Source organism: Collinsella sp. AF04-24 (genome assembly GCF_003465685.1).
Taxonomy (GTDB): Bacteria; Actinomycetota; Coriobacteriia; order Coriobacteriales; family Coriobacteriaceae; genus Collinsella; species Collinsella aerofaciens_AP.
The window spans coordinates 183201-203960 of the sequence record NZ_QSBK01000001.1 but is presented as its reverse complement, the minus strand read 5'-3'; the positions used below and the strand labels follow the sequence as shown (position 1 = coordinate 203960).

The following is a 20760-nucleotide window of genomic DNA, read 5'->3' as shown; positions in this document are numbered from 1 at the left end:
CCATTTTTATACTGGGGGTAATGATATGAAGGACATCACCATCAGCCGCAGGAGCCTTCTGGTCTCCGCCGGCCTGCTCGCGCTCGCCCCGCTCGCCGGATGCGGCGGCAACTCTGGTTCCGGCTCTGCTGCCGCCGGTTCCGACTACACCATCGGCGTTCTGCAGCTCACCGAGCACTCCGCACTCGATGCCGCCAACGACGGCTTTGTCAAGGCCATCAAGGAGAGCGGCCTTAAGGTCAAGATCGACCAGAAGAACGCCCAGAACGACCAGTCCACGTGTAAGTCCATTGCCGACAAGTTTGTGGGCGACAACGTCAACCTGATTTATGCCATCGCCACGCCCGCCGCGCAGGCTGCCGCCGGCGCCACGGCCGATATCCCCATCGTGGGCTGCGCCATCACCGACTACGCCGCCTCCGGCCTGGTCCAGGACAACGACAAGCCCGGCACCAACGTCACCGGCGCCTCCGACCTTACCCCGGTCGCCGAGCAACTCGAGATGATGCAGAAGGTCCTGCCCGACGTAAAGAAGGTCGGCCTGCTCTACTGCACCGCCGAGTCCAACTCCGACGTCCAGATCAAGGCCGCCAAGAAGGAGCTCGACAAGCTGGGCCTCGAGTACACCGACTTCACCGTCTCGAGCTCCAACGAGATCCAGTCCGTCGTCGAGTCCGCCGTGGGCAAGGTCGACGCGCTCTACTCCCCCACCGACAACACCATCGCTGCGGGTGCCTCGCAGGTCGGCCAGATCTGCAAGGAAAACAAGCTTCCCTTCGTGACTGGCGAGGAGGGTATGTGCATGGCCGGCGGCCTGTTCACCCTCTCCATCAACTATGAGGACCTGGGCTACGCCGCGGGCGAGATGGCCGTTAAGATCCTGAAGGGCGAGGCCAAGCCCGAAGACATGCCGATCAAGCACCTCTCGAGCAAGAACCTGGTCGTCGTCAAGAACGACGAGATGGCCGAGGCGTTGGGCATCGACCTTTCCGCCCTGGACGAGTAGCACCATGCGCCGTAACGCATCTAGGGTTCGTTCTCGCCCATAGCTGCGTTATTCAATATCTGAGCCATTGGGGCGAACGTCATAGACCGGCGTTCGCCCTGCTTGTTTCAGATATAACAAAACGTTTGCCTGCCGTTCTTATATTCATTGTTACCGCTATTATGGAACATCACGTGTCCATCCTATCCTAGGAGGTATGAAGCATGCTCATTGCATTGCAGGGCGCCGTTTCGCAGGGCGTCCTCTGGGGCATTATGGTGCTTGGCGTGTTTATCACGTTCCGCCTGCTCGACATCCCCGATATGACCTGCGACGGCAGCTTTGCCCTCGGCGGCTGCGTCTGCGCCGTACTCATCGTCAATAACAACGTCGACCCGCTGCTCGCCGTGCTGGCCGGCATGTGCGCCGGCGCCATCGCGGGTGCCGTCACGGGCATTTTGACCACCGTCTTTGAGATTCCCGCGATCCTCGCCGGAATCCTCACCCAGATCAGCCTGTGGTCCATCAACCTGCGCATCATGGGCAAGTCCAATACGCCCATTCTTGCCAAGGGCACCGTGTTCTCGGCCGTCAGCAATATGACCGGTCTGCCGCAGTCCACCGTTGCCATCATCTTGGGCATCCTGCTCGCCGTGGCTATCGTTGCCATCCTGTATTGGTTCTTTGGCACCGAAATCGGCTCGGCGCTGCGCGCCACCGGCAACAACGAGTACATGATCCGCGCTCTGGGCGTCAACACCAACTCCACCAAGATGATCGCCCTCGTGCTCTCCAACGCCCTCATCGGCCTTTCGGGCGCGCTCATCTGCCAGAGCCAGAAGTACGCCGACATTGGTATGGGCACCGGTGCCATCGTTATCGGTCTTGCCGCCATTGTTATCGGTGAGGTACTCGGCCGCCTGCTGCCCGGCGGCCTCACGCAGTTTAGCGTCCGTCTTGCCTCCGCCGTCTTTGGCTCCGTGGTGTACTTCCTTATCCGCGCCATCGTGCTGCAGTTGGGCATGGACGCCAACGACATGAAGCTGCTCTCCGCCGTGATTGTCGCTGTGGCCCTGTGCGTGCCCGTGGTTTGGGAGCGCTATAAGCTCCGCAGCTCCTACACGAAGGGGGATGAGGCAGATGCTTAAGCTCTCGCACGTCAAGAAGACCTTTAACAAGGGCACCGTCACGGAGAAGCGCGCGCTCACCGGTGTCGACCTCACCCTGAATGACGGCGACTTTGTAACCGTGATCGGCGGCAATGGCGCCGGCAAGTCCACGCTGCTCAACATGATCGCCGGCGTGTACCCGCTCGATTCGGGCGTTATTGAGCTCGACGGCACCGACATCTCGCGCCTGAGCGAGTCGCAGCGCGCCAAGTACCTGGGCCGCGTGTTTCAGGACCCCATGCGCGGTACCGCTGCCGACATGCAGATCGCCGAGAACCTGGCCCTCGCCAAGCGTCGCGGCCAGCGTCGCGGTCTTTCGTGGGGCGTCACCAAGGCCGAGAAGGACGAGTACGTTGAGCTGCTCAAGCGCCTGGACCTCGGTCTGGACACGCGCCTCAACGCCAAGGTCGGCCTGCTTTCGGGCGGTCAGCGCCAGGCACTCACCCTGCTCATGGCCACGCTCACCAAGCCGCGCCTGCTGCTGCTCGACGAGCACACCGCGGCGCTCGACCCCAAGACGGCCTCTAAGGTGCTCAATCTGACCGAAGAGATCGTCGACGAGCACCACCTGACCACGCTCATGGTCACGCATAACATGAATGACGCCATCCGTCTGGGCAACCGTCTGATCATGATGCACGAAGGCCACGTGATCTACGACGTGGCGGGCGATGAGAAGAAGTCGCTCACCGTAGCCGACCTGCTGCAGAAGTTCGAGGAGGTCTCGGGCGGCGAGCTCGCCAACGACCGCATGCTGCTGAGCTAAAACCTGCCAAAAAGGGACAGGTTTATTTTGGTAGGTTTTATCTGCTCAAACGTCAAAACCGCCGCAAAGGGACAGACGCCCTTGCGGCGGTTTTCGCATATTATGTCGATAATCCGATATTCGACCAGACATTCTGGCTAAGGACTAAGGAAACTGCCATGAAAAGACTCCCCCGCCTTGCGTTAGCCGCCGCGTTGTTTGTCGGCTCGCTCGCAGGCATCCCAAGCCTCGCTTTCGCGGGGAACCTGCCCGCCGCTATTGACGGCTCCGTGGCCGTCATGCACACCAACGACATCCACGGCAGCTACAAGTACAGCTACAACGAAAGCAAGGGCACCGGCACCGTCGGCTTCGACGGACTGGCAGTTCTCTATAGCGCCCAAAGCAGCGCCCCCGATCTTTTGCTCGATGCGGGCGACACCTTCCACGGACAGTCCTTCGCCACCATGAGCGAGGGCAAGAGCATCGCCGAGCTCATGGACACCTTCTACGCCGACGGCTACGACGCGACCACGCCAGGCAACCACGACTGGAGCTACGGCGCGGACAAGCTCCGCACCATGACCGGCTACAGCACCACCGGCACGCCCTTCGCCATGCTCTGCGCGAACGCGAAGTCTACGAGCGGCGTATGGAGCTCGAGCATCACGAAGACGCTCGATCGCACCTGGGAGGATAGCGAAGATCACTCCACATTCGACTACAAAATCAAGGTCGGCGTCGTGGGTGCCATGGATGAGTCGCTGGGATCCTCGCTGCGCGCGGACCTGGTCGCGGGCACGTCGTTCTCGAGTGCCACGAACGCCATCAATGCCGAGGCAGAGCGGCTGCGCAAGGAGGGCTTCGATGTTGTTGTGTGCATCGCGCACACGCTCGACGCAAAGACCTTTGCCACACGGCTCCGTGGCGTCGATGCCCTTATCGCAGGCCACGAGCACATCAACCTTAACGAGAAGGTAACGGGAGCCGACGGCAAGACGATCCACGTTGTCGAGACAGGCAGCGCCTTTGCCGAGGTGGGGCTGCTTTCCATTCCGTACAAGTACGACACGAATGGCACCGAGACGACCGACGATGACACGGTCACGGTCCCTACAGACGACAGCGACGAGAAGCTCTACACCGCCAAGAACGTCAACGACCTTTTGGCAGACCCCGACAAGGGTTCTGACTACCAAAGCCGCCTTGAAGACGTCCGCAACAAGATCAAGCCGCTCGACGAGGCCTTTGAAAACGAATCGAACAAGGTGCTCGGCACATCCACCACCAACTATTTCTACGGCGAGGACGCCGCAGGCACGCATGGTTGGGAAATGGTGCGCACCACCGATTTCCGCCCCAGCAAGGAGGGCGACACCACCAAGGCCCAGACCATCGGCCACGTGATTTGCGGCTCCTATCTTGCCCTGACGGGCGCAGACCTTGCCATCGAGAACGCGGGTGGCATCCGCGGTGGCATCGCTGCGGGCGATGTGACCGCCGGCAACGTCATCGCTATCTCGCCCTACGGCAACACCGTGGAGACCTGGACCATGACCGGCGCGGACTTCCTCGCAGCGCTCGAGCACTCGCTGCAGATCAGCGACGAGTGCAATCACAGCTACGAGCTTCAGCAAGCCTACGTGGCAGCCGGCCATACCGAGCAGGAGGCGCAAGACAAGTACAAGTGGCGCGATGACTCTGGCAGCGTTCTCTCCTTTGGCGGCATCAACGTGACGATTGATTGGACGCAGCCCGAAGGCAAGCGCATCGTGAGCGCCACGCTCACCAAGGATGGCAGCACGCTCGATCCCACCAAGACCTATACCGTCGCCACCAACAACTACATCATTACCAACACGACCGACTTTCCCACCTTTGCACACGCCACCAAGTACACCGAGTGGGGCACGTGCGAGGCGGCGCTGAGGGCGCTGATCGGGCAGAACGGCCGGGAGAGCAAGATGGCCTCACTCGCGGGCACCATCAGCTTTGGCTCCGCTGCCGTGGACCCCACGCCCTCACCGGCCCCGACGCCTAAGCCCTCGTCTAAGACGGACACGGCGACCACGAAGGTCATCACCAAGAAGACGACCGGTAAGCTTGCCGCAACGGGAGACCGCACGCTGGCAGTAGTTGGCGCGTGCCTTATCGGCGGCATCATCGTCATCATGCTCGGCATTATCTGGAAGCGTCGACGCCAAGCTACACCGCCGGGCCTTACAGCCCCGCCGCGTAAACCTTATATCGAGCACAGAAGCCCGTCCGAATTTGATCGGACGGGCTTCTTGGTGGGTATCATGGTTGGACGATCATAGGAGGTTTCCCTACATGGAATTGTTTGAGCCAATTCTTCATTTCTTTGCACAACGATGGGTCCACAACATCATCTGGGCTGTCATCTTGGCGATAGGCACCGCCGTCGCCGCCAAGGTCGTATCCAAGACCCTGAACCATCTGCTTAACCGAGACGATAACCCGCTTCCGGCATCGAGTATCTTCATCAACATCGCGCGCGCCGTCATCTGGATGATTGGCGGCAGCTTTATCCTCGACAACTGCTTTGGCATTAACGCAAACGCGCTCGTCGCCGCTCTTGGCGTCGGCGGCATCGCCATCTCGCTCGGCTTTCAGGACACGCTGTCGAACCTTATCGGCGGTATGCAGGTGACCTTTATGGGCATTATCAAACCCGGCGACAATATCGAGGTCGGCGGCGTGTCGGGCGTGGTCCAAGACATCACCTGGCGCCACACGACCATCGAGGACGCCTGCGGGCAGACCATCATTGTGCCCAACTCCAACATCTCCAAGAACACGCTCGTACATCTGATGCCCTTTGGGCGCGTGGCCGTGCCCGTTGCCGTAAAGGACACGTCTAAGTGGGCTTCCCTTGACGCGCTGGCAGACGAGCTCACGAGCGCAACCAAAACGGCCGTCTCGCCCATCTCTGGCTTTGACAAGGAGCCGTACGTGCTCTTTAGCGAGATTGGCGACTTTGGCATTAAGGGCAAAATTATCTTTATCGTCAGCGACGATAGCACCACTTTTACGGCAGCCGACGCCTGCATTCGTGCCATCGCCCCCATCATCGCCTAAACCACCACAAAGGGGACAGGCACCTTTGTGGTGGTTTCGCATCGTGGTACCATGGTTCATATCGTTGTTTAAACGACTAAGGGAGTAGACACCATGGAAGAGGCCTATCGTCAAGCACGTAAGCGCGGCGAGCAGGGACGTCGACGCGCCATCAGCCAAAGCGAGCATCCATACCTTACGGACCTCGACAGTTTGGTTGCTCAGCTCCCCTTAGGTCAGCGAGAGAGCGTCGGCCTGCGGGATATTCCACTCGAAATGGTCGTCGGCACGGTCACCAAGGGCCGTCAGTCTGCCTTTTCGTGCAACTTTATGCCCCTGTTGCCATTTAGCACCGAGTTCGCCCGCAAGTGGTCCAACCTCTACGACATCCAGGTGACCGAGGGCTATCGCGACCCCATCATCGTCACCGAGTTCATGCATCGGTTCTACGTCCAGGAGGGCAACAAGCGCGTCAGTGTCCTCAAATTCCTGGACGCCCCGACGGTTTCGGCCAAGGTCACCCGCCTCTACCCCGGAAAATGGGATTCCGTCGAAAGCCGCCTCTATGGCGAGTTCTGCGCGTTTTGGCGCGTCTGCCCCCTATACGAGATCGAGTTCTCGCGCGAGGGAAGCTACGAGACGCTCGCCAAGATGCTCGGTCAGGACCTTGTCGAAAAATGGCCGCAGAAAAAGGTCGACTACCTGCGCCACACCTTCCTACTCTTTAAGCGCGCCTACCTGCGCGCCGGCGGCGACCACCTGGACATTACGCCCGCCGACGCCATGCTCGTCTACCTCAATGTGTACAACCAAGACCGTCTACTGGATACGCCGACGGATATCGTCGTAAACCGCCTGTGCAAGATTTGGCGCGAGCTGGTCATTGCCGGCAAAAATGACGAGGACAAGGTCGATCTTGTCGAAGCGCCGAGCGTCGATGAGGAAGAGGCGCCCGCCAAGTCCACCTCCGGCGTGCTCAACTTCTTTATGGGCAAGACCGTCTACTCGGCGGCCAACCCCCTGCGCATCGCCTTTATCCATGAGTTCCCCTGTGCGACATCGAGCTGGGACAGCCTGCATGATCAAGGGCGCCAATATCTTGACGAGCACTTTGGCGGCATCGTGCGCACCGAGGCGTTTGAGGACTGCCACGATCCGGACGTGTTCTACGCCGCCGTGGAAACGGCTGTCAAACATGGAGACAACGTCATCTTCTCGACCTCGCATCGCCTGATGGAATACACGCTCAGGGCGGCCGTTGAGTATCCCCAGGTTCGGTTCCTCAACTGCTCCATCGGCCTTCCCCACCAAAGCGTGCGCTCGTATTTTGGAAAGATGTACGAGGCAAAGTTTCTGCTGGGCGCCCTTGCGGCCAGCATGGCGGACAACCATCGCATTGGCTACCACGCGTCGGTCTTTGCGTCGGGCGCGCTTAGCGAGATCAACGCCTTTGCGATTGGCGCCTCGCTGCTCGACCCCCGCGCGCAAATTATCCTGACCTGGGGCGATGTGCCCGCCGGAGGCCTTGCCGAGGCCATGTGCCGCGAAGGCGTGAGCGTCATGACCGGCGCTGACATGTCAAAGTCGCTCGTAGACCCTACGGCCTACGGACTCCACCGCCTGGTCGATGGCAAGGTCGTCGGCATCGCCATGCCGGTCTGGAACTGGGGCCGATACTACGAGCTTATCGTGCGAAGCCTGCTGCATGGCACCTGGGATGAGACCAGTGACGACAGCCAGGTTCGCGCCGTCAACTACTGGTATGGCATGAGCTCGGGCGTCATCGACATTCGCTACGCTCCGGGCCTGCCCTATCAGACGCGCAAACTGGTGCAGCTGCTCCGCAATGGCATCGTCGAGGGCTCCATCAATCCATTTGGCGGCGAGCTTCATAGCCAAGACGGCGTGGTGCAGATCGAGGGCTTTCCCCCACTGCCGAGCGCGCAGATTGTCGAGATGAATTGGCTGGCGGACAACGTGGTAGGCACCATTCCGCAGCTCGACGATGAGCCGAAGGTCCGCGCCCTATGAAAATCCTTGCCATAGCCGATACCGAAGAACGATGCCTATGGGAGTGCTTTCGCAAGGAGCGCTTTGAGGGTATCGATTTGATTTTATCCGCAGGAGATCTGGACCCGGATTATCTTGAGTTTTTGGTCACGGTCATCAACAAACCGCTCATCTACGTGCGTGGCAATCACGATGACCGCTATGCGCGTCATGCACCGGGCGGCTGCATTTGTGTCGAAGACACCGTGTACGTGTATCGCGGCGTCCGCATTGCGGGGCTTGGCGGCTCCATGCGCTACCGAGACGGTGCCAACATGTATACCGAGCGCGAGATGGCCAAGCGTGTGCGCAAGCTGTCCCGCAAAGTGAGGATGGTCGGCGGCTGCGACATTCTGCTGACCCATGCACCCGCCGCCGGCGTGGGCGATCTGGATGATCTGCCGCATCGAGGATTCGAATGCTTTAACACAGCACTCGAATCCTGGAATCCCGACTACATGCTGCACGGGCATGTTCACCAATGCTATGGTCGCGACTTTCAACGCGAACGTCAGCACGCATGCGGGGCAACGATCATCAACGCCTGTGGCTATACGCAGTTTGAGCTGGACGAAGCGAGCTACCCCATCCGTGGCTGGCAGGCAGCCTGGCTCAATTCGCAAACCATGCGCCGCGAGCTCAAGCGCCACGAGGCAATCGAGTCCTCTACCGCCAGAACACCCTGGTAACCGCCACAAAGGGGACAGGCACCTTTGTGGCGGTTTTGGCCCTAGATAGCAAGAAACCCGGTCCTGCACGAGGCAGAACCGGGTTTCTTTAGCAATGCTTGCTTTGCTCAGGCAGTAACTAAAAGCTACTCAGCCAGGAAGTCACGCTGAACAGCGGGATCGACCTTGACGCCAGGGCCCATGGTGGAAGACACGGAGATGGACTTGACGTACTTGCCCTTAGCAGAAGAAGGCTTGACGCGCAGGATCTCGGTGTACAGGGCAGCGTAGTTCTCGACGAGCTGCTGCTCAGAGAAGGACTTCTTGCCCAGGGGCACGTGGCAGATGCCGTAACGGTCGGCGCGATACTCAACGCGGCCGGCCTTGAGCTCGGAGACCATCTTGGCGACGTCCATGGTCACGGTGCCGAGCTTAGGGTTCGGCATGAGGCCACGGGGACCAAGGATCTTACCGATGCGGCCAACCTTGGCCATCATGTTCGGCGTAGCGATAGCAGCGTCGAAGTTGATCTCGCCCTTCTGGATCTGGGCGACGAGCTCGTCGGAACCGATGATGTCGGCGCCGGCAGCCTCGGCCTCGCGGGCCTTCTCGCCCTCGGCGAAGACGGCAACACGAACGGTCTTGCCGGTGCCGTGGGGCAGGGAGATGGAACCACGGATGTTCTGGTCAGCCTTACGAGTATCGATGCCCAGACGGAAGTGGGCCTCGACGGTCTCGTCGAACTTGGCGGTGTCGAGCTCCTTGATGAGCTTGGCAGCCTGAAGGGGGGTGTAGAGCGTGGCGCGGTCGATCTTCTCGGCAGCGGCGTTATAGCTCTTACCATGCTTAGCCATGTGCATTACCTCCTGTGGTTAAACGGGCGTGAGCCCTCCCACATCGTATCGTGTGCCCTATTGCACACATATAACGGGCGCCCCGGTCGGAGCACCCGTCATTACCTAAAGAAATCGCTACTCAGCGATGGTGACGCCCATGGAACGGGCGGTACCGGCGATGATCTTCTTGGCGGCGTCAATGTCGTTGGCATTGAGGTCCGGCATCTTGATCTCGGCGATCTTGGTGAGCTGCTCCTGAGAGAGCTGACCAACCTTGTCGGCCTGGGGCTTAGCGGAACCAGACTTGAGGTTCAGCTCCTTCTTGATGAGGTGAGCCGCCGGCGGGGTCTTGGTGATGAAGGAGAAGGACTTGTCCTCGTAGACAGAGATCTCAACGGGGATGATGTCACCCTTCTTGTCCTGCGTCTCGGCGTTAAAGGCCTGGCAGAACTGCATGATGTTCACGCCAGCGGCGCCCAGGGCGGGGCCGACGGGAGGAGCGGGGTTAGCTGCACCAGCAGGAATCTGGAGCTTAATGACGTTGGCAACCTTCTTCTCAGCCATGGTCATTCCTTTCGAATCACGAGTGTGAAGTACTTGCTATATCGTAAGCACGCACGTGTTAGAAGCACTCCTGAGATGAGCAGTCACAGAAGAAGCACGCTCGCGCGAACGGACGAAAACTTAAGCGATGACAGCGACCTGGTTAAAGTCGAGCTCGACCGGCGTCTCGCGGCCAAAGATCATCAGCGTGACCTTGAGCTTGCCAGCCTCGGTGTTAACCTCGGAGACCTTGCCATCAAAGTCGGTAAGCGGGCCATCGGTGACGCGGACGGACGTGCCGACCTGAATATCAACCGAGGTGCGCTTGGGCGAATCGCCCTTACCGGGACGACGAGTCATCTTGTTGTACTCGTCGCGGGAAAGCGGAGCGGGCTTGCCGTTGCCGCCCAGGAAACCGGTGACGCCAGGCGTGTTACGAACGCACGTCCAAGCATCGTCATCCATCTCCATGCGGACCAGGACATAACCCGGGAAGATCTTGGAATCCTTGGTCTCACGCTTGCCACCCTCTTTAATCTCGGTGACGCGCTCCATAGGAATCTCGATATCAAAGATACGGTCCTGCATGCCCATAGTCTCGATGCGATGCTCGAGATCGGACTTAACGCGGTTCTCGTATCCAGAGTAAGTGTGAACGACGTACCAACGCTTAGACATGGTTTAGCCCCTCAATCCAGAGAACAGAGCAAGAGCCTCGCCAAAGCCAGCATCGAGCAGAGCGATGACGACGCCGACGACGATCAGAGAAGCGCAAACGACGACCGAGTAGTTCACGAGCTCCTTCTTATCGGGCCACGTGACACGCTTCATCTCGGACTTCACCGAAGCGAAATACTTCTTGGTGCGGGCGAAGAAACCAGGCTTCTCGTTCTTCTTAGACTTCGCAGCCTTCTCGCTCTTCTTGGCAACGGCCTTCTTGGCCTCAACCTTGGAGTTGGCGGCAGCGTTGTTGGCAGGCGCCTGCTGCTGTGCCTTCTTCTTGTTCTTCTTGTTGGCCATTTGGGTTACCTCCGCGCAATGCGCTTATACATGAGTAAACCGTAAGCCCCCAAGTGGGAGCTTACGGAATAATGACTGGCACGCCAGGAAGGACTCGAACCCTCAACACTCGGTTTTGGAGACCGATGCTCTACCAATTGAACTACTGGCGTATATGACTAGAGACTAGCGAGTCTCTTTGTGCAGCGTGTGGTGACGGCACCAGGGGCAATACTTCTTGATCTCCATACGATCAGGCATGGTCGACTTGTTCTTGGTGGTCGTATAGTTGCGGCGCTTGCACTCAGTGCACGCAAGAGTAACTAGAGTACGCATGTATCCTGAACCTTTCATTTCCGCCCCGTACGGGCACGAGTTGTTACTTTATCAGCTCCACGTAAGTGCTGTCAATGAAAACCTCGAGTCAATTGGTTCTCGGTGGATCCATTCATATTTGGAACACATCAATGAAGCCATCGAGATCTAATCGACGGTGCATCCAGGACCATTATCGATCCTCTCGACACCAGCAACGGCTCAATATCCATTGCAGAAAAGAACCCGGCACCCAAATAAGTGCCGGGTTCTCTAAGTCAGCTATATCAAAGAGCTAATTTACTCAATGATCGTGGAGACGATGCCCGAACCGACGGTGTGGCCACCCTCGCGGATAGCGAAGCGCAGGCCCTCCTCCATGGCGATCGGGTGGATGAGGTCGCCCTCGATGGTGATGTGGTCACCAGGCATAGCCATCTCGGTGCCCTCGGGGAGCTTGACCGTACCGGTAACGTCGGTGGTACGGAAGTAGAACTGAGGACGATAACCATCGAAGAACGGGGTATGACGGCCGCCCTCCTCCTTGGTCAGAACGTAGATCTCACCGGTGAACTTGGTGTGCGGGGTAACCGAACCGGGCTTGCAGAGAACCTGGCCGCGCTCGATGTCCTCGCGCTTGATGCCGCGGAGCAGCAGACCGACGTTGTCGCCAGCCTCGCAGAAGTCCATGGACTTACGGAACATCTCGATACCGGTAACGACGGTGTTCTGGGTATCCTTGATGCCGACGATCTCGACGGGCTCGTTGAGCTTGAGCTCACCGCGCTCGACACGGCCGGTAGCAACGGTACCACGGCCGGAGATGGTCATAACGTCCTCAACGGCCATCAGGAACGGGAGGTCGTTGTTACGAGCAGGCGTCGGGATGTACTCGTCGACGGCGTTCATGAGCTCGCGGATAGCGTCCATCCACTTGGCGTCGCCCTCGAGAGCGCCCAGAGCGGAACCACGGATGACGGGGATGTCGTCGCCGGGGAAATCGTACTCGGAGAGGAGCTCACGGGTCTCCATCTCGACGAGGTCGATAAGCTCGTCATCGTCGACCATGTCGCACTTGTTCAGGAAGACGACGATGTAGGGAACGCCGACCTGACGGGCGAGCAGGATGTGCTCGCGAGTCTGAGCCATGGGGCCGTCGGTAGCAGCGATGACCAAGATAGCGCCGTCCATCTGAGCAGCGCCGGAGATCATGTTCTTGACGTAGTCAGCGTGGCCCGGGCAGTCAACGTGAGCGTAGTGACGGGAAGCGGTCTCGTACTCGACGTGGGAGACGGAGATCGTAATGCCGCGCTCGCGCTCCTCGGGAGCCTTGTCGATGTTCTCGAACGCAGTGAAGTCAGCCTTGCAGCCCTCGGTCTCGGAGAGAACCTTGGTGATGGCAGCGGTCAGCGTGGTCTTGCCGTGGTCGACGTGACCAATGGTGCCGATGTTAACATGCGGCTTAGTGCGCTCAAACTTCTCTTTGGCCATAAAGCCCTCCTCTTAACAGGTCGTCCCCGGACGGGACTTTGCCTTTATACCATAGTGGCCTCTCAACATACTATTGAGAAGCCACCGTGTTACCTATGGTAGCGGTGACTGGATTCGAACCAGTGACGCCACGGGTATGAACCGTGTGCTCTAACCAACTGAGCTACACCGCCGGATGGAGCCTGCAACCAGACTTGAACTGGTGACCTCTTCGTTACCAACGAAGTGCTCTACCGACTGAGCTATACAGGCACTTGACGGGTGGGAGCTATAGGATTCGAACCTATGTAGGCAGAGCCAACGGGTTTACAGCCCGTCCCCATTAACCACTCGGGCAAACTCCCAATCGTTCAAGTATCCGCAGGTTCTTTGGTCTTTTGGACCGCCGCCCCCGCGAACGAAAAAGATAATACGATGCAACCTTGGGGGCTGTCAACGAAAACCTCTAGATACACGGTTCCGGGCGTATCTATATACCTTTGACCTGCGGTTTTGTTGAGTTTGATTATGTGGAGTGATGAATTTGGCAATGCCGGCGTCATTTCCCAAGGGAACACTTTGGCGTAATGGAGTATGTCTGCAGTCTCGACCCTCGATAACGGATCCCTTGCGCTTATTACATAGGTCGTGATCGGGCTTCACCGGCACAATCGAGCGTGGATTTTCTCCCGTTTGACATCGAGCGTGGATAATCTCCCACTTTTGGCGTGTTTCTGAGGCCAAAGTGGCAGATTATCCACGCTCATTCTCCAGGCGGGAGATTTTCCACTCTCGTGTGTCCGAAAATCCTCGCTCGATGACGATGACCAACCTCACCCTGGCTTCTGTCTCGATCTGTAACAGTAAGAGGGTTATTCCTCCTCTATCTGTTACAGATCGAGATGTTTCCCTGGCGGCTTGTCTGTTTATCTAAATCTATAACAGCAAGAACGGCTTTCAGCCTCTTCGTGTTACAGATCGAGATGTTATCGGCCGTCCCTTGGCAATGTCTCGATCTGTAACTATAAGGAGGGTCTTCAGCCCACTCGTGTTACGGATCAAGACAAACCTGAAGCTTGGTTGGCGCCAAACACGCTGACTTATCGACATAAATAGAAACGGGCCCTGTCCCTCGGGGGGACAGGGCCCGAAACTCTCATGGAGCCAGTGACAGGAATCGAACCTGCAACCCACTGATTACAAATCAGTTGCGCTACCGTTGCGCCACACTGGCACACTTGGCGCTTTCGCGCGAAGCCAGTTAAGAATAAAGGAATTGCGGACGAGGCGCAACAGACCCTTCGACCGACCATATCTCAAAACTATTCGTCAGAACGAATAGTTTTATCCGTTCGCCAAAACCAAAAACTATTCGTTTTGGCGACGGCAACCCACAGTCCGTTGATTACAAATCAACGGGCCGGCCAATTGGGAAACGGGTCTCTATAGATAATCCCCTACCGTCCGCGCAACGCCTTGAGCTTGGCCAGGGCATCGGGGCTCAGGCGACTGCCCAGAGTCATCTTGATCTGCGGAGCTTCCTCTGCCTCGTGAACGTCGTTATCGATCTGCTTGATCTCGTCCACCAGCATGCGGCTCGAGATGCGCGTAACGCCCTTACCCATGACAACGGCCTGGATCGTGCCGTCGCTCGACACCACGGAGCACGCGCGGCCTTCCTCGCGCGCCTCGATGCAGAGCTTCTGCACCACGGTATCGGCAGAGACGCCCGTCGGCGAAAACTCAATGCGCACGCCGCGGGCCGGTAGGTTGGGGCGCTCGCTGGAGATGTTGCCCGCGCCGTCGAACACGATCACGGCCTCGTAACGGCCCTGGGCAAACGCCGCGACATCGTTGATGAGCGCAGTACGAGCCATATCGTGGACGTCGCTGGAATACGGATCGTCGGAATGGTCGTACACGAGCTTTTCGTAGCGCGGCGTGCAGTGAATCACGTTGTAGCCGTCGACCACCAGCAGCTCGGGCTTATTGGAGTGCACCGTCGAGACCGGATCGGCGATAGCCTGCGCAAACGCATTGCCGCCCACGCCATAGGTCGCGGCCGAAACAATTGGCTTGGCCGAGCCCTCGCCAAAGCGCTTGGCCTTGGACTTGGCGCGGTTCTTCTTGGACATGCGCTACTCCTCCCCCATGAGCTCGCCGGCATTGCGGCGCAGCCACTCAAAGCACAGCGCGGTGGTCGCCTGGGCCACATTGAGACTCTCGGTCATGCCGCGCTGGGGAAGCTTGGTCAAAAAGTCGCATTTCTCGAGCACCAGGCGCGAGATGCCGTCGCCCTCGGAGCCCATGACGAGCGCAACGCGGCCCTCGAAGGGAGCATCCCAGCAGCTGCCCTCGGCGTGCTCGGAAGCACCGCCCACCCAAAAGCCGGCGGCCTTGAGGTCGTCAAGCGCTCGGGCGATATTGGGAACCTGCGCGATGGGCAGGTGCATGACGGCACCAGCAGAGGTTTTGTAGCTGCCCACGGTCACACCGGCGGCGCGCTTGTTTGCAATGATGACGCCCGCCGCGCCCACGACCTCGGCGGAGCGCACGATCGCACCAAAGTTGCCATCGTCGGTCACATGGTCGAGCACGACGACGAGCGCCGGTCCGTCACCCGCGCGATCGAGGATATCGGCGACATCAGCATAGGGGAAATTACCCACCTCGAGCGCAATGCCCTGGTGAGCGCCATGGCTCGACAGCGCATCGAGCTGCGCGCGCGGCACATACTTAATGCGGACACCCGCGGCGTTGAGGTCGTCGACCAGGCGCGACAAGGCGGCATCGCGCTCCCCGCCCTCGGCAATGAGCGCGCACTTGATGGGAAAACCAGTGCGCAGCGCCTCGGCGGCTGCACGACGACCTTCGATAAACTCGCCCTTGGGAGCCTGAACGTTGTCGCGGTTGCGCTGCGGACGTGCGGCCTGGGTACGATCGCGCTGGCCCTTGGGAGCGGCAGCGCGGTCGTTGCGGCGAATCGGACGCGAGCCGGAAGCGGCCTGCTTGCCGCCACGAGGTGCACGCTTGCGATTGTCGGCCATAAGACGGCCTCCTTAAATAGAAAACGAACAAGAATCGACCGTCCGAGCCACGGCACCTTGCCTTTCAATCGTCGGGCATGACCACCAGGTCTATGCCCTCCTCTTTCAAGGCAATCTGCCGCACCTCGAACGGTCGACAAATACTAGAGACTCTTAATACGAGTACCGGCGGCAGTATCTTCAATCGTCAGGCCCAGGTCCTTGAGCTGGTCGCGGATGGCATCCGCCAGATCCCAGTTCTTGGCGGCGCGGGCCTCGGCGCGGGCCTCGAGAATCTTGGCAGCGGCCTCGTCCACGTCGTCACCCGTGTAGGCAACCAGGCCGGCAGCAACGCCCAGCAGACCCAGCGGCAACTCGACCTTAGGCTCGGGAAGCTCGACGCCAAACGTATCGAGCAGCTCGACCAGCGTATCGGCGGCGGCAAGCGCGGCGGCCTTGTCGGCAGCGTCGCCCGCCTGCTCCAGGTACTGGTTGCACTCGGTCACAAAGCCAAAGACGGCACCCATGGCACCGGCGGTGTTAAAGTCGTCGTCCATGCACTCCTTAAAGGTGGCACGGGTCTCGGCGGCCTTGGCGGCAAACGCCTCGGATGCTGTCTCATCGGCATCGGCCGTCGCATGGTTCGCGGCCCAGCGCAGGTTCTCGACCGTACCGGCGATACGCGTGAGCGAGTTCTCGGCACCCTCCAAGCGCTCCCAAGAAAAGTCGAGCGGCGAGCGATAGCTCGTCTGCAGCATCAGCAGGCGCAGGGCGGCAGCGGAATGCTGCTCGAGGACCTCGGCCAGCGTAAAGAAGTTGCCGAGCGACTTGGACATTTTCTCGCCGTCTACCAGCAGCATGCCCGTGTGCATCCAGGTGTTGGAGAAGCCCTGGTGCCAGGCGCAGGTGGCCTGGGCGCACTCGTTCTCGTGATGCGGGAAGGCAAGGTCGGAGCCGCCGCCGTGGATGTCGATCGGGGTGCCCAGGTAGCGATGCACCATGGCGGCGCACTCGGTGTGCCAACCGGGACGGCCCTCGCCCCAGGGGCTCGGCCAGCTGGGCTCGCCGGGCTTGGCAGCCTTCCACAGCGCAAAGTCGAGCGGGTCGTTCTTGTCCTCGTTCTCCTCGATGCGCGCGCCAACCATAAGGTCGTCGATGTTGCGGCCCGAGACCTGACCATAGTTGGAATCGCTGCGCACGGCAAAGTACACGTCGCCGTTATCGGCGGCGTAGGCGTGGCCCTGCTCGATGAGCGTCTTGATCATGGCGATCATGGGGCCGATCTCTTTGGTGGCGCGGGGGCGCACATCGGGATCGAGCACGTTGGCGGCACGCATGACGCCGATGAACTTGTCGGAGAACTCCGTCGCGACCTCGGCAGCCGTACGGCCCTGCTCGTTGGCACGCTTGATGATCTTGTCGTCGACGTCGGTGAGGTTCTGGGCGAACGTGACCTCGTAGCCGCTCGCGATGAGCCAGCGACGAATCACGTCAAAGCTGATGAACGTGCGGGCATTGCCGATGTGGATGTTGTCGTAGACCGTGGGGCCGCACACGTACATGCGGACCTTGCCGGACTCGATGGGCTGGAACTCTTCCTTTTTATGGGTAGCGCTGTTGTAGATACGCATTCGTTACTCCTTAACGGTTTTCTGTAGCAGGCAGACGGCCCAGGCGCCGATTCCCTCGCCCTGGCCTTCCCAACCGAGCTTTTCGGTCGTAGTGGCGGCGACGCCCACGTTTTCGACGTCGACGCCCAGGGCATGGGCAAGGTTGGCGCGCATGGCATCGCGGTGCGGGGTGATCTTGGGTTGCTGGCAGGCAATGGTGCAATCGGCATCGACAAACTCAAAGCCCAGCTCGCGCGCATAGTCCATCACGCGAGCGAGCAGCACCATCGAATCGGCACCCTCGTAGGCGGGATCGGTGTCGGGGAATAGCTTGCCGATGTCTCCCCCGCGGCAGGCGCCCAGAATGGCGTCGGCCAAGGCATGCGCGAGCACATCGGCATCCGAGTGGCCCAGCAGGCCGCGCTCGTAGGGAATGTCAACCCCGCCGATGATACATCGACGCCCCTCCACCAAACGGTGGACGTCGTAGCCGTGGCCAATGCGCAGGTTACTGAACATGGGGAAGGTCCTCTCCCTCGGCCATGCGGCCAAGCAGAATCGCGGTTACGGGACGCAGGTCCTCGGGCACCGTCACCTTAAGGTTATCGCGCGGGCTCTGGACACAGCGGACGCGCCCGCCCATGCGCTCGACCAGCGAAGAATCGTCGGTCCCGATAAAGCCCTCGGCGATAGCTGCGGTGTGGGCGCGCTTCATGGCGTCGACGCTAAAGATCTGCGGTGTCTGCGCGGCCCAGTAGAGCTCACGCGGCGGCGTCTCGACGATATTGTCGCCGTCGACGATCTTGAGCGTGTCGATCGCGGGCTGACCGCATACGACACCGTCGAGCGAGCGGTCGCCCACAAGCACGTCGATCGCATGATCGATGGCCTCGGTCGTGATGAGCGGACGGGCGCCGTCGTGGATGGCGACATATTCGAAACCCGCCGGAACCGCATGCACACCGGCACGGGTGGAATCCTGACGGGTATCGCCGGCATCGGCGAAGCTGATGGGCGTGTCATAGTCAAACGGATCGATGGCCAGGCGGCGCATCTCGGCACGGCGCTCGGCAGGACACACCACCACGATGTGGCCGACCTTGTCGCTACGATCGAACGCACGGATGGACCAGCTCATGAGCGGACGGCCCGCCACGTTAACGAGCTGCTTACCGCCGGGATTTCCAAAGCGCTGGCCGCTGCCGCCGGCAACGACCACGGCGCATACGGGCGCCATTATGCGTTCCCCTGTTTGGTGCCCTTCATGCGGTACAGCGAGTCCGCAAGAATGGCAGGGTTGTTAACGCCAAAGTCGCCCAGGCGCTCCGGATCCTCGCTGATGTCGTCCATGAGCTCCTGCAGCGATCCATACTCGTCGACGATTTTCTCGGCCACGCCGTCGCGCACGACGGACACGCGCGAAAGCGTGCGCAGGCCCAGCGGTGTCATGACGGAGTCCTCGTCCAGGTCGTCGTAACCCAGAACCGCCGCCACATGCTGCGGGTCGGACAAGTCCTTGGGCGTCATACGGCTCAGGTTGGCGCGGATCTTTTCGGCATTGGCCTCGGAAGAATCGCTCGCGTAGTCGCGAATCATCAGGTCGTACTCGGTATCCATGCTGGAGCCGGCGAGCTGCTCGAGCTGCATCTGCACGAGCTTGCCCTGGTTGCCCAACTTGACAATGCAATCCTTAAGCTCAGTCTTTGCCTGCTGCATGATCTCGAAACTCGAGAAAATGCCGGTGATGTCGGCGAGCGTAACGTAGTCGTCGAGCTCGAGGGCCGTCAGACGCAGCAGGGAGCGGTCGAGCGACTGACGGGTAGTCTGGAGCGTGGCGACGAGCTGGTTGACCGAGCTCATGATGGTGGTGACGGGCTGGATCTCGTAGCTCTTGCCGTGAACGTACACGTTGACGACGGCACGACGGGCCGAGACCGAGATCACGATGGCATCCGTGAGCACCGACATGCGGGCGGCGGTGCGGTGACGCATGCCCGTCTCACTCGTGGCGAGTGAGGGATCGGGATTGAGGTGGAAGTTGGCGCGCAGGATCTGGGTGAGGTCGCCGTCGATGACGATGGCGCCGTCCATCTTGGAAAGCTCGAACAGGCGGTTCGAGGTAAACGAAATGTTGAGCGGGAAGCCGTCGTTACCAGCAGCGAGCACGTTTTCGGTGTCGCCGACGCAAATAAGAGCGCCCAGGTGACCAGCGATGATCATGTCGAGGGCGGTGCGGATCGGCTGGCCAGGTGCCGTCAGGCGGATGGCCTGTTCCATACGCTTTTGCAGCTCGTTCTTATCCAAGGCATCGCTCCCATCGTATACGCTCCATAAACGTCAATAAGTTTCTCACGGTTTGCCTCTGTGACGCCCGCAAAATCCGATGCTTACAGAATGAGCGAACACAGCTGAGAGCCCCAATCCAAATGAGCTGCTTATGTGGTAGCATCGGGATTCGCATAAATGAGGGAGTAGTCGCGTGATCGGGTTCGCCTCCGGTGGCGCGGCAAGTCAACACACTGGCCGATGCGGCCTGGCTTGCCTTAATGAACGAGACTCGTGGCTGTGCGCGCAACGCGTACGCCACGGGTCTTTTTTGTTACTCCCCCAAGAGGTACACGCGGGCCCGCCCGCAGAGAGGGAGCCAGACTATGGGACTCGCAGAGCTCGTACTGCTCGCCGTTGGCCTTTCGATGGATGCCTTTGCCGTATCCATCTGCAAGGGCCTTGGCATGAAGAAGATCAACCTTAAAGTCGCCGTGGTGCTCGGCCTGTTCTTTGGCGGCTTTCAGGCCGGCATGCCCGTAATCGGATGGGCGCTCGGCAGTCAATTCATGGGCATCATCGGACCCATCGACCATTGGATCGCCTTTATCCTTTTGGCCTTCATCGGCGGCAAAATGCTGTGGGAAGCCTTTACCGATGACGAGGATGAAGGCGACGGCAAGGATGCCGAAAAGATTGACCTGGGCGAGTACCTGATCCTCGCCATCGCCACCTCAATCGACGCCCTAGCCGTAGGCATCTCATTTGCGGCGCTCTCAGTCGACATCATGCCCGCCGTGTCGCTCATCGGCATCACGACCTTTATCTTCTCCGTCGCCGGCGTAGCGATCGGCCACACCTTTGGCGCGCGCTACGAAAAGCCCGCCACCATCGTGGGTGGCGTCGTGCTCATCCTCATCGGGCTTAAGATCTTGCTTGAGCATCTGGGGATTTTGGCGCTGTAACGAATAACGGCCGCCCGGCATTACGCCAGGCGGCCGT

General features: G+C 59.8%; 20 protein-coding genes and 5 tRNA genes. 8 read left to right on the top strand and 17 right to left on the bottom strand.

The window, feature by feature from the left end; translation table 11 throughout:
• Positions 1-25: 25 nt before the first annotated feature.
• From DWV32_RS00930 to DWV32_RS00900, 7 genes are all read left to right on the top strand, one after another.
• Entirely contained in the window at positions 26-1006 is a 981-nt protein-coding gene (locus tag DWV32_RS00930; protein ID WP_117756908.1) for an ABC transporter substrate-binding protein, read from the top strand.
• A gap of 203 nt (positions 1007-1209) precedes the next feature.
• Positions 1210-2133, top strand: coding sequence for an ABC transporter permease (locus DWV32_RS00925; RefSeq protein WP_006234992.1), 924 nt, complete (start codon positions 1210-1212; stop codon positions 2131-2133).
• Complete coding sequence (locus DWV32_RS00920) at positions 2126-2920, top strand: ABC transporter ATP-binding protein (protein WP_117756907.1); 795 nt, start codon at positions 2126-2128, stop codon at positions 2918-2920. The genes DWV32_RS00925 and DWV32_RS00920 overlap by 8 nt, the downstream gene beginning before the upstream one ends.
• 158 nt (positions 2921-3078) lie before the next feature.
• The gene (locus DWV32_RS00915) at positions 3079-5217 is read left to right on the top strand and encodes a bifunctional UDP-sugar hydrolase/5'-nucleotidase (protein WP_117756906.1); all 2139 of its coding nucleotides are present in this window, start codon (positions 3079-3081) and stop codon (positions 5215-5217) included.
• 13 nt (positions 5218-5230) lie between these two features.
• The gene (locus tag DWV32_RS00910) at positions 5231-5998 is read left to right on the top strand and encodes a mechanosensitive ion channel family protein (protein ID WP_117756905.1); all 768 of its coding nucleotides are present in this window, start codon (positions 5231-5233) and stop codon (positions 5996-5998) included.
• A gap of 93 nt (positions 5999-6091) precedes the next feature.
• A complete protein-coding gene (locus DWV32_RS00905; protein WP_117756904.1) occupies positions 6092-8008 on the top strand; it encodes a BMP family ABC transporter substrate-binding protein in 1917 nt (638 codons plus the stop codon).
• Positions 8005-8715, top strand: a complete 711-nt coding sequence (locus DWV32_RS00900) for a metallophosphoesterase (RefSeq protein WP_117756903.1) — start codon at positions 8005-8007, stop codon at positions 8713-8715. The genes DWV32_RS00905 and DWV32_RS00900 overlap by 4 nt, the downstream gene beginning before the upstream one ends.
• 125 nt (positions 8716-8840) lie before the next feature.
• On the opposite strand, the gene rplA is transcribed toward DWV32_RS00900, so the two are convergent.
• The 17 genes from rplA to disA form a co-directional block, all read right to left on the bottom strand.
• A complete protein-coding gene (gene rplA, locus DWV32_RS00895) occupies positions 8841-9548 on the bottom strand; it encodes a 50S ribosomal protein L1 (protein WP_022093892.1) in 708 nt (235 codons plus the stop codon).
• 117 nt (positions 9549-9665) lie between these two features.
• Positions 9666-10094 (bottom strand): 50S ribosomal protein L11, encoded by a 429-nt coding sequence (rplK, locus tag DWV32_RS00890; protein WP_022093893.1) that lies wholly within the window; start codon positions 10092-10094, stop codon positions 9666-9668.
• 120 nt (positions 10095-10214) lie between these two features.
• Positions 10215-10751, bottom strand: coding sequence for a transcription termination/antitermination protein NusG (gene nusG, locus DWV32_RS00885; protein ID WP_006234984.1), 537 nt, complete (start codon positions 10749-10751; stop codon positions 10215-10217).
• Between the two features lie 3 nt (positions 10752-10754).
• Positions 10755-11093: a preprotein translocase subunit SecE gene (secE, locus tag DWV32_RS00880; RefSeq protein ID WP_089572519.1), complete on the bottom strand. Its 339-nt coding sequence runs from the start codon at positions 11091-11093 to the stop codon at positions 10755-10757.
• Positions 11094-11169: 76 nt separating this feature from the next.
• Positions 11170-11245 (bottom strand) — tRNA-Trp (locus tag DWV32_RS00875).
• A gap of 13 nt (positions 11246-11258) precedes the next feature.
• On the bottom strand, positions 11259-11408 hold the full coding sequence (gene rpmG, locus DWV32_RS00870) for a 50S ribosomal protein L33 (protein WP_022093895.1): 150 nt from the start codon (positions 11406-11408) through the stop codon (positions 11259-11261).
• Positions 11409-11687: 279 nt separating this feature from the next.
• Positions 11688-12878, bottom strand: a complete 1191-nt coding sequence (gene tuf, locus DWV32_RS00865) for an elongation factor Tu (protein ID WP_089572520.1) — start codon at positions 12876-12878, stop codon at positions 11688-11690.
• Positions 12879-12974: 96 nt separating this feature from the next.
• Positions 12975-13051 (bottom strand) — tRNA-Met (locus DWV32_RS00860).
• A gap of 3 nt (positions 13052-13054) precedes the next feature.
• Positions 13055-13130 (bottom strand) — tRNA-Thr (locus DWV32_RS00855).
• Positions 13131-13140: 10 nt separating this feature from the next.
• A tRNA-Tyr gene (locus DWV32_RS00850) sits at positions 13141-13222 on the bottom strand.
• A 794-nt stretch (positions 13223-14016) separates the two neighbouring features.
• Positions 14017-14091 (bottom strand) — tRNA-Thr (locus DWV32_RS00845).
• Positions 14092-14314: 223 nt separating this feature from the next.
• Positions 14315-14992 (bottom strand): NYN domain-containing protein, encoded by a 678-nt coding sequence (locus DWV32_RS00840; RefSeq protein WP_006234978.1) that lies wholly within the window; start codon positions 14990-14992, stop codon positions 14315-14317.
• Positions 14993-14995: 3 nt separating this feature from the next.
• Positions 14996-15904, bottom strand: a complete 909-nt coding sequence (gene rlmB / locus DWV32_RS00835; RefSeq protein ID WP_117756902.1) for a 23S rRNA (guanosine(2251)-2'-O)-methyltransferase RlmB — start codon at positions 15902-15904, stop codon at positions 14996-14998.
• 143 nt (positions 15905-16047) lie between these two features.
• Positions 16048-17514 carry a cysteine--tRNA ligase gene (cysS, locus tag DWV32_RS00830; RefSeq protein WP_117756901.1) on the bottom strand — a complete coding sequence of 489 codons (1467 nt, stop codon included), beginning with the start codon at positions 17512-17514 and terminating at the stop codon, positions 16048-16050.
• Between the two features lie 3 nt (positions 17515-17517).
• The gene (gene ispF, locus DWV32_RS00825; RefSeq protein ID WP_006234975.1) at positions 17518-18012 is read right to left on the bottom strand and encodes a 2-C-methyl-D-erythritol 2,4-cyclodiphosphate synthase; all 495 of its coding nucleotides are present in this window, start codon (positions 18010-18012) and stop codon (positions 17518-17520) included.
• A complete protein-coding gene (ispD, locus tag DWV32_RS00820; protein WP_117629251.1) occupies positions 18002-18730 on the bottom strand; it encodes a 2-C-methyl-D-erythritol 4-phosphate cytidylyltransferase in 729 nt (242 codons plus the stop codon). Before ispD ends, ispF begins: the two co-directional genes overlap by 11 nt.
• Positions 18730-19770, bottom strand: a complete 1041-nt coding sequence (disA, locus tag DWV32_RS00815) for a DNA integrity scanning diadenylate cyclase DisA (RefSeq protein WP_369831362.1) — start codon at positions 19768-19770, stop codon at positions 18730-18732. The genes ispD and disA overlap by 1 nt, the downstream gene beginning before the upstream one ends.
• Positions 19771-20144: 374 nt before the next feature.
• On the opposite strand from disA, the gene DWV32_RS00810 reads away from it, so the two are divergent.
• The gene (locus DWV32_RS00810) at positions 20145-20723 is read left to right on the top strand and encodes a manganese efflux pump MntP family protein (RefSeq protein ID WP_117756900.1); all 579 of its coding nucleotides are present in this window, start codon (positions 20145-20147) and stop codon (positions 20721-20723) included.
• Positions 20724-20760 lie beyond the last annotated feature (37 nt).

What these genes read in the sequence shown, in the direction of transcription:
- DWV32_RS00930 (WP_117756908.1), top strand. Translation starts at nt 26, where the DNA reads ATGAAGGACATCACCATCAGCCGCAGGAGCCTTCTGGTCTCCGCCGGC.
- DWV32_RS00925 (WP_006234992.1), top strand. Translation starts at nt 1,210, where the DNA reads ATGCTCATTGCATTGCAGGGCGCCGTTTCGCAGGGCGTCCTCTGGGGC.
- DWV32_RS00920 (WP_117756907.1), top strand. Translation starts at nt 2,126, where the DNA reads ATGCTTAAGCTCTCGCACGTCAAGAAGACCTTTAACAAGGGCACCGTC.
- DWV32_RS00915 (WP_117756906.1), top strand. Translation starts at nt 3,079, where the DNA reads ATGAAAAGACTCCCCCGCCTTGCGTTAGCCGCCGCGTTGTTTGTCGGC.
- DWV32_RS00910 (WP_117756905.1), top strand. Translation starts at nt 5,231, where the DNA reads ATGGAATTGTTTGAGCCAATTCTTCATTTCTTTGCACAACGATGGGTC.
- DWV32_RS00905 (WP_117756904.1), top strand. Translation starts at nt 6,092, where the DNA reads ATGGAAGAGGCCTATCGTCAAGCACGTAAGCGCGGCGAGCAGGGACGT.
- DWV32_RS00900 (WP_117756903.1), top strand. Translation starts at nt 8,005, where the DNA reads ATGAAAATCCTTGCCATAGCCGATACCGAAGAACGATGCCTATGGGAG.
- rplA (WP_022093892.1), bottom strand. Translation starts at nt 9,548, where the DNA reads ATGGCTAAGCATGGTAAGAGCTATAACGCCGCTGCCGAGAAGATCGAC.
- rplK (WP_022093893.1), bottom strand. Translation starts at nt 10,094, where the DNA reads ATGGCTGAGAAGAAGGTTGCCAACGTCATTAAGCTCCAGATTCCTGCT.
- nusG (WP_006234984.1), bottom strand. Translation starts at nt 10,751, where the DNA reads ATGTCTAAGCGTTGGTACGTCGTTCACACTTACTCTGGATACGAGAAC.
- secE (WP_089572519.1), bottom strand. Translation starts at nt 11,093, where the DNA reads ATGGCCAACAAGAAGAACAAGAAGAAGGCACAGCAGCAGGCGCCTGCC.
- rpmG (WP_022093895.1), bottom strand. Translation starts at nt 11,408, where the DNA reads ATGCGTACTCTAGTTACTCTTGCGTGCACTGAGTGCAAGCGCCGCAAC.
- tuf (WP_089572520.1), bottom strand. Translation starts at nt 12,878, where the DNA reads ATGGCCAAAGAGAAGTTTGAGCGCACTAAGCCGCATGTTAACATCGGC.
- DWV32_RS00840 (WP_006234978.1), bottom strand. Translation starts at nt 14,992, where the DNA reads ATGTCCAAGAAGAACCGCGCCAAGTCCAAGGCCAAGCGCTTTGGCGAG.
- rlmB (WP_117756902.1), bottom strand. Translation starts at nt 15,904, where the DNA reads ATGGCCGACAATCGCAAGCGTGCACCTCGTGGCGGCAAGCAGGCCGCT.
- cysS (WP_117756901.1), bottom strand. Translation starts at nt 17,514, where the DNA reads ATGCGTATCTACAACAGCGCTACCCATAAAAAGGAAGAGTTCCAGCCC.
- ispF (WP_006234975.1), bottom strand. Translation starts at nt 18,012, where the DNA reads ATGTTCAGTAACCTGCGCATTGGCCACGGCTACGACGTCCACCGTTTG.
- ispD (WP_117629251.1), bottom strand. Translation starts at nt 18,730, where the DNA reads ATGGCGCCCGTATGCGCCGTGGTCGTTGCCGGCGGCAGCGGCCAGCGC.
- disA (WP_369831362.1), bottom strand. Translation starts at nt 19,770, where the DNA reads ATGGAACAGGCCATCCGCCTGACGGCACCTGGCCAGCCGATCCGCACC.
- DWV32_RS00810 (WP_117756900.1), top strand. Translation starts at nt 20,145, where the DNA reads ATGGGACTCGCAGAGCTCGTACTGCTCGCCGTTGGCCTTTCGATGGAT.